Genomic DNA, 6,000 nt, shown 5'->3' on the forward strand with positions numbered 1-6,000 from the left:
TTGCTACTATTTTGAATAAACGACTCTGACAAGATGGTTATGACGAAATAATTTTGATTAAATGCTAGGCACAAAAAAAGGCCGAGCAAGCGCTCAGCCTTTCTTATCCGCGTTCATTTTTTATCAAGTTACATATTGAGTAACGTATTAAGTAAATTGGCTCAATCAGTCTTTTAAGACGTCTGCCATGGCATTGGCCACATAGTCGATGTTGCTGGTATTTAGGCCAGCTACACACATACGTGAGTTAGAAACCATATAGATACCAAACTCAGTTTGTAAACGCTCGACTTGCTCAGGCGTCAAGCCAGTAAAGCTAAACATACCGTTTTGACGGGTGATGTAATCAAAGTTACGGTTAGGGATTTTAGCCTCTAACACTGACTTTAGCTTTAGGCGCATCGCTTTGATACGGTCGCGCATGGCATAAACTTCGCCAACCCACTGCTCATGTAGTGCTTCATCGTTCATAACGATATCGACCACACGTCCACCATGTGATGGCGGGCTTGAGTAGATACGGCGTACGGTCGCATTTAGCTGACCGAATACGCGCTCGGTCTCGTCTACGGTTGGGCAGACAACTGATAGGCCGCCGACGCGCTCACCGTATAGCGACAAGTTTTTAGAGAATGAGTTGCTGACAAACAATGGGAGACCCATCTCAACTGCTTTACGAATAGCGTAAGCGTCGCTGTCCATGTCTTCGCCAAACCCTTGATAAGCGATGTCCATGAATGGAATCAGCTCACGCGCCTTCACGACGTTGAGTACAGTGTCCCATTGCGCTTGGGTCAAATCCATACCGGTTGGGTTATGGCAGCATGGGTGTAGCAAAATGACGTCGTTTTTGTTTAATGTTTCAAAAAACGCAATCATTTCATCAAATTTGATGCTGCTGTTGGCTTTGTCGTAGTACGGGTATTTACCGACTTCTACATCAGAGCCTTCAAAGATAGCAATATGGTTGCCCCATGTCGGATCGCTCACATAGCACTTAGCTTGTGGGAACCAGTCATGAATAAATTCAGCACCAACTTTTAGCGCGCCAGAACCACCGATTGTAGCGATAGTAGCGACCAAGCCGTCTTTTAAAATCTGGGCGTCTTTACCAAATAGTAATTCCTGACAGCCTTTACGGTGGCCTGGTAGACCTGCCATTGGCAAGTATGGACGCGGGGCGATAGGATCAGCAATACGCTCTTCGGCTGTTTTTACACAGTCGAGTACAGGCAATACGCCATTCTCATCATAATAAATACCAATGCCTAAATTGACCTTGTTAGGATTGCTATCTGCTGAGTATTTTTCCATAAGACCTAAGATTGGATCACCAGCGTAATAATCGATACGTTCAAACATGCCATTTCCTTATAAAAATATAAATCGAGCAGCCGAAAATCATAGAGCAAATCGCGGCTGAACTCAACACGAGAGTGGGTTATATGCGGCAATTAATAAAATAAATAGCCAAATAGATTGTTTATCCATCTATCAAGCGCATTTGACATGCTATACGTCATTCGCTAGATGATGAGTCAGAGTGATGTAGGTCGTTATAATGAGACGCAAAATACGTTTGCAAAAACTGCTTAAAAGCAATGGTCGCCGGAGAGAGCGCCCGTGAAGCACGCTGATAGATAAAGAACTGCCGCATTTTGACCGGTTGTGTGAGCGGGCGCATCAGTAGACCATTGGCACTGACCCAGTCAATCACCTCAGGCATGTAGGGTAGGCATAAGGTAATACCAAAACCTTGGCGCGTCATCTCAAGCGCGGTAGACATAAAGTTCACTTTGTAGCGGGCTTGTTGAACATGAGCGGAGATAGAGTCGTCGAGCTCTGCGGTTACTTGCTCAAGGAACGGACCTTGTAAGGTAATTAGTGGCGTTTCTAATAAATCTTGCCAAGTAATTTCGTCTCTTTGTGCCAGTGCATGATTGTCTGGCATAACCACGCAAAATGGTAGCTGATATAACAAGTCAGCCCTGATGTCATCATCAGTTTCTATAAAACCAAGCTCGGTGCCAACGCCTAAATCGACTTCGATATCTTGGATATGTTTGAGCAAATTTTCGGCTGAGCAGTCCAATAGTGAGACGCCGATATTTGGGTATTCTTTGGCAAATTGAGCAATGACTGCGGGTAGGGAAGATGCTGCAAACTGTGATACCGCCAAGCGCACCTGACCTTGAGCTAAGCTGGTCAAGCTACTCGCTTCATTTTCAAACAGCTGCATCTCATTCAAGATACGCCGCGCTTGCGGTAGTAGATGCCGTCCTACTGCTGACAGAGACAACTGGCGAGTGGTTCGATCAAACAGCACGATACCGAGGCTAGTCTCTAATTCCTTAATCAATCCACTAACAGCAGATTGAGTCAAATACATCTGTTCGCTGGCACGAGTAAAGCTGCCGTTGTCAGCGACTTTGATAAATGCGGTCAATTGGCGAATACTGATATTCATAAGAAAACCTGATAAATAAATCATAAAAAACAATTAGTCTTATAAATAAAGCTAATCTAATATAAATACAACGTCAACAATAAAGATTGATTATTAATCGTTTTATAGACTTTTACTATTAATCGACTTTTACTACTCATCGATTTTCTATTACCAATTGAAATTAAGGATAATTACAATGGCAGATTTATTTGACAACCCAATGGGACTAAATGGATTTGATTTTGTCGAGTTCGCCTCTCCGCAACCTGATGCAGTCGACGCATTGTTTAAGCAGCTTGGTTTCGCCCATGTCGCCAATCATCGTTCGAAAGACGTTGCTCTATATCGTCAAGGTGATATCAACCTTATCCTAAATCGCGAGCCAAAAAGCCAAGCCAGTTACTTCGTTGAAGAGCATGGCGCTGGTGCTTGTAGCATGGGCTTTCGGGTAAAAGATGCCAAAAAAGCGTATGAGCGTGCGGTTGAAATGGGCGCGCAGCCAGTTGACGTACCAACTGGGGTGATGGAGCTTAGGTTGCCTGCTATTAAAGGCATTGGCGGCTCATTAATCTATTTGATTGACCGCTATAAAGACGGCGAATCTATCTATGATGTCGACTTTGAGTTCTTTGCAGATATCGACAGAAACCCTGTCGGCTATGGCTTCAAAGTTATCGATCATCTAACCCATAACGTCTATCGTGGACGCATGGCGTACTGGGCAAAATTCTATGAGCGTATCTTTAATTTCCGCGAGATTCGTTACTTTGATATCAAAGGTGAGTACACAGGACTAACCAGTAAAGCCATGACCGCACCTGATGGCAAAATCCGTATTCCACTGAATGAAGAAGCCAAACAGGGCGGTGGTCAAATCGAAGAGTACCTAATGCATTTCAATGGTGAGGGTATTCAGCATATTGCGCTAGCCAGTGATGATTTGTTTGCCAGTATCGATAAGCTAAAAGCGGCTGGTATTCCGCTTATGACCGCTCCAAATGCTGCTTACTATGAAATGCTGAGCGAGCGTTTACCAAACCATGGTGAAAATGTCGCCGACTTGCAAACGCGCGGTATCTTATTAGATGGTACGACAGAAGGCGGTGCACCGCGTCTGCTACTACAGATTTTCTCTGAAACCATCTTGGGTAGCCCAGTATTCTTTGAGTTTATTCAGCGTAAAGGCGATTACGCCGATGGCTTTGGTGAAGGTAACTTTAAAGCGTTGTTTGAATCGATAGAGCGCGACCAAGTACGTCGCGGCACAGTCGGTCAGCCAGAGACTGAAACCCTATAATATTATCTAACGCTTAGACCACATCTAACAATTGGACAAGACAAAAGGAGTTTGTGTTGTCCTTAATAGGTGCATTACCTACAAGCACAACTGTAAAGGTAATGCTCTCATTGCGATAAAAGGAATACAGGCATGGAACGCCTATCACAGATAGATTCTCTTAATACTGCCATCGGTACCAATAGCGTTGCTACTAATAATAAGCAAAGCAACGATGTGTCCAGTCACTCTAATGTGACAAATAAAAAACAACCCTATATCTCACACCAGCCAGATAGCAATGGTCATATTCACTATAGTGATGATGAGCATGCGATGTGGCAAGCACTGCTGGCACGTCAAGCAGAGCAAACACCCAATCGTGCGTGTAATGCATATCTAGAGGGTTTGACCAAGTTAAATTTACCGACGACGCATATCCCACAGTTGCACGATATCGATGAGGTATTGCAAGCGACCACAGGTTGGCAGACTGCTGCTGTGCCTGCATTAATCAGCTTCGGTAAATTTTTTAAACTGCTCGCCAATAAATCCTTTCCTGTGGCGACGTTTATTCGTCGATTCGATGACATGGACTATATTGAAGAGCCTGATATTTTTCATGAAATCGTTGGACATTGTCCGCTATTGACCCATCCTGCGTTTGCAGCCTTCAATGAAACATATGGTAAGCTTGGCCTTAGCGCAACAAAAGAGGAGCGCTGGTTTTTAGCACGACTATATTGGTTTACCATTGAGTTTGGATTGGTCGGCAGTCGCATAGAAAATCGTAGGATTTACGGCGGCGGTATATTAAGTTCACCTTCTGAAACGGTCTATGCACTTGATCGGACGCCGCAAGAGCTTTCAATCGCTCAAAATAAGCCGCAGTCTCAACCTCAGTCTCAACCTGAGCACCGAGCGTTTGATTTGCTTGATGTGTTGCGTACGCCTTATCGTATTGATCAGATACAGCCGATCTACTATGTCATTGATGAATTAGATACCTTATTTGATATCGTCAATAGTGACATTATGGGAGCGGTCAAAAAGGCAATGTCGCTTGGACTATTTGAGCCGACCTATCCAGAAAAAACCCGTTAAAAACGTTAATTCAAAATTAAACATGAAAACTATCGCTTCAGTACGAAGTATTGAGATAGCAATACAGCTATATCAACATCAATGTACAAGTATTAGAAAATAGCTATCAAAACAACCATTAGCAACAGCCATTATAAAAGGATTTTATTATGACAGCACTATCACAAAACAGCTGCGAAGCTTGTCGCATTGGCGCACCGAAAGTTGATGAAGCCGAAGCAAAAGAATTATTACCGCAAATTCCTGATTGGTCATTAATTGAGGTGGATGGTATTCAGCAGTTGCAGCGTCAGTATAAATTTAAAAACTTCGTCTCAGCAATGGCATTTGCTAATCAACTGGCAGAAATCGCTGAAGCAGAAGGGCATCATCCGGGGATATTGGTAGAGTGGGGTAAGGCTACGGTCACTTGGTGGTCGCATAGTATCAAGGGTTTGCATCGCAATGATTTCGTCATGGCAGCTAAGACCGATGACTTACTGGGTAAGTAATAAGTTGCTTCACTAGCAAATCACTTTAACCATACTTCTACCATTAAAATCAAACCCAATTTAGTGCCAGTATTTACTGGCATTTTAAGGATGTGTCATGCCACCAAAACCGCTCACATTAATCAGTGCTAAGCTCGCCTTTATCATATCCGCCATAGTCATCGGTATCATGGGTATCACCATGATCGGCTTTGGCTGGGTGCCTCATCTATCTCTTATCTTGGCTATCTGTGTGCTACTGGCTATCGGTATGTACGAAGGACTCAGCTTTGATGACATGCAAGCGCAAATGGCCTCAGGTGTCATGCGCGGTATTGGTGCTATCTATTTGTTCTTCTTTATTGGACTGATGGTTGCGGCTTTAATGATGTCAGGTGCTATACCTACGCTTATGTATGTAGGCTTTCAGCTGATCTCACCTGAGTACTACTATATCTCTGCTTTTATCTTAACCTCTATTATCGGTATTGCTCTAGGCAGTAGTTTGACGACCGCTGCCACATTGGGTGTTGCCTTTATTGGTATGAGCAATGCCTTTGATGCCAATGTGGCGATAGCGGCGGGAGCAGTAGTATCAGGCGCGTTCTTTGGCGATAAGATGTCGCCATTGTCTGATACTTGTACCATTGCGTCCTCTGTTGTTGGTATCGATCTGTTTGAGCACATTCGCAATATGATGT

The 6,000-nt window shown here is 43.8% G+C and carries 5 protein-coding genes and 1 pseudogene; 4 read left to right on the forward strand and 2 right to left on the reverse strand.

Annotated features, from left to right (window positions below; translation table 11 throughout):
- Positions 1-165: 165 nt before the first annotated feature.
- The gene (locus tag QL886_RS05515) at positions 166-1,362 is read right to left on the reverse strand and encodes an amino acid aminotransferase (RefSeq protein WP_191115225.1); all 1,197 of its coding nucleotides are present in this window, start codon (positions 1,360-1,362) and stop codon (positions 166-168) included.
- A 157-nt stretch (positions 1,363-1,519) separates the two neighbouring features.
- Positions 1,520-2,467 carry a LysR family transcriptional regulator gene (locus tag QL886_RS05520; RefSeq protein WP_290177910.1) on the reverse strand — a complete coding sequence of 316 codons (948 nt, stop codon included), beginning with the start codon at positions 2,465-2,467 and terminating at the stop codon, positions 1,520-1,522.
- Between the two features lie 178 nt (positions 2,468-2,645).
- Between QL886_RS05520 and hppD the strand changes: the two genes are divergently transcribed.
- The 4 genes and pseudogenes from hppD to QL886_RS05540 all read left to right on the forward strand — a co-directional run.
- Positions 2,646-3,746 carry a 4-hydroxyphenylpyruvate dioxygenase gene (gene hppD / locus QL886_RS05525; protein ID WP_057759888.1) on the forward strand — a complete coding sequence of 367 codons (1,101 nt, stop codon included), beginning with the start codon at positions 2,646-2,648 and terminating at the stop codon, positions 3,744-3,746.
- Between the two features lie 132 nt (positions 3,747-3,878).
- Positions 3,879-4,829: a phenylalanine 4-monooxygenase gene (gene phhA / locus QL886_RS05530; RefSeq protein ID WP_290177911.1), complete on the forward strand. Its 951-nt coding sequence runs from the start codon at positions 3,879-3,881 to the stop codon at positions 4,827-4,829.
- A gap of 149 nt (positions 4,830-4,978) precedes the next feature.
- Positions 4,979-5,320: a 4a-hydroxytetrahydrobiopterin dehydratase gene (locus QL886_RS05535; RefSeq protein WP_102092724.1), complete on the forward strand. Its 342-nt coding sequence runs from the start codon at positions 4,979-4,981 to the stop codon at positions 5,318-5,320.
- A 97-nt stretch (positions 5,321-5,417) separates the two neighbouring features.
- A pseudogene (locus QL886_RS05540) lies at positions 5,418-6,000 on the forward strand (Na+/H+ antiporter NhaC); the annotation flags it as partial.

Source organism: Psychrobacter sp. APC 3281 (genome assembly GCF_030407815.1).
Classification (GTDB): domain Bacteria; phylum Pseudomonadota; class Gammaproteobacteria; order Pseudomonadales; family Moraxellaceae; genus Psychrobacter.

What these genes read in the sequence shown, in the direction of transcription:
- QL886_RS05515 (WP_191115225.1), bottom strand. Translation starts at nt 1,362, where the DNA reads ATGTTTGAACGTATCGATTATTACGCTGGTGATCCAATCTTAGGTCTT.
- QL886_RS05520 (WP_290177910.1), bottom strand. Translation starts at nt 2,467, where the DNA reads ATGAATATCAGTATTCGCCAATTGACCGCATTTATCAAAGTCGCTGAC.
- hppD (WP_057759888.1), top strand. Translation starts at nt 2,646, where the DNA reads ATGGCAGATTTATTTGACAACCCAATGGGACTAAATGGATTTGATTTT.
- phhA (WP_290177911.1), top strand. Translation starts at nt 3,879, where the DNA reads ATGGAACGCCTATCACAGATAGATTCTCTTAATACTGCCATCGGTACC.
- QL886_RS05535 (WP_102092724.1), top strand. Translation starts at nt 4,979, where the DNA reads ATGACAGCACTATCACAAAACAGCTGCGAAGCTTGTCGCATTGGCGCA.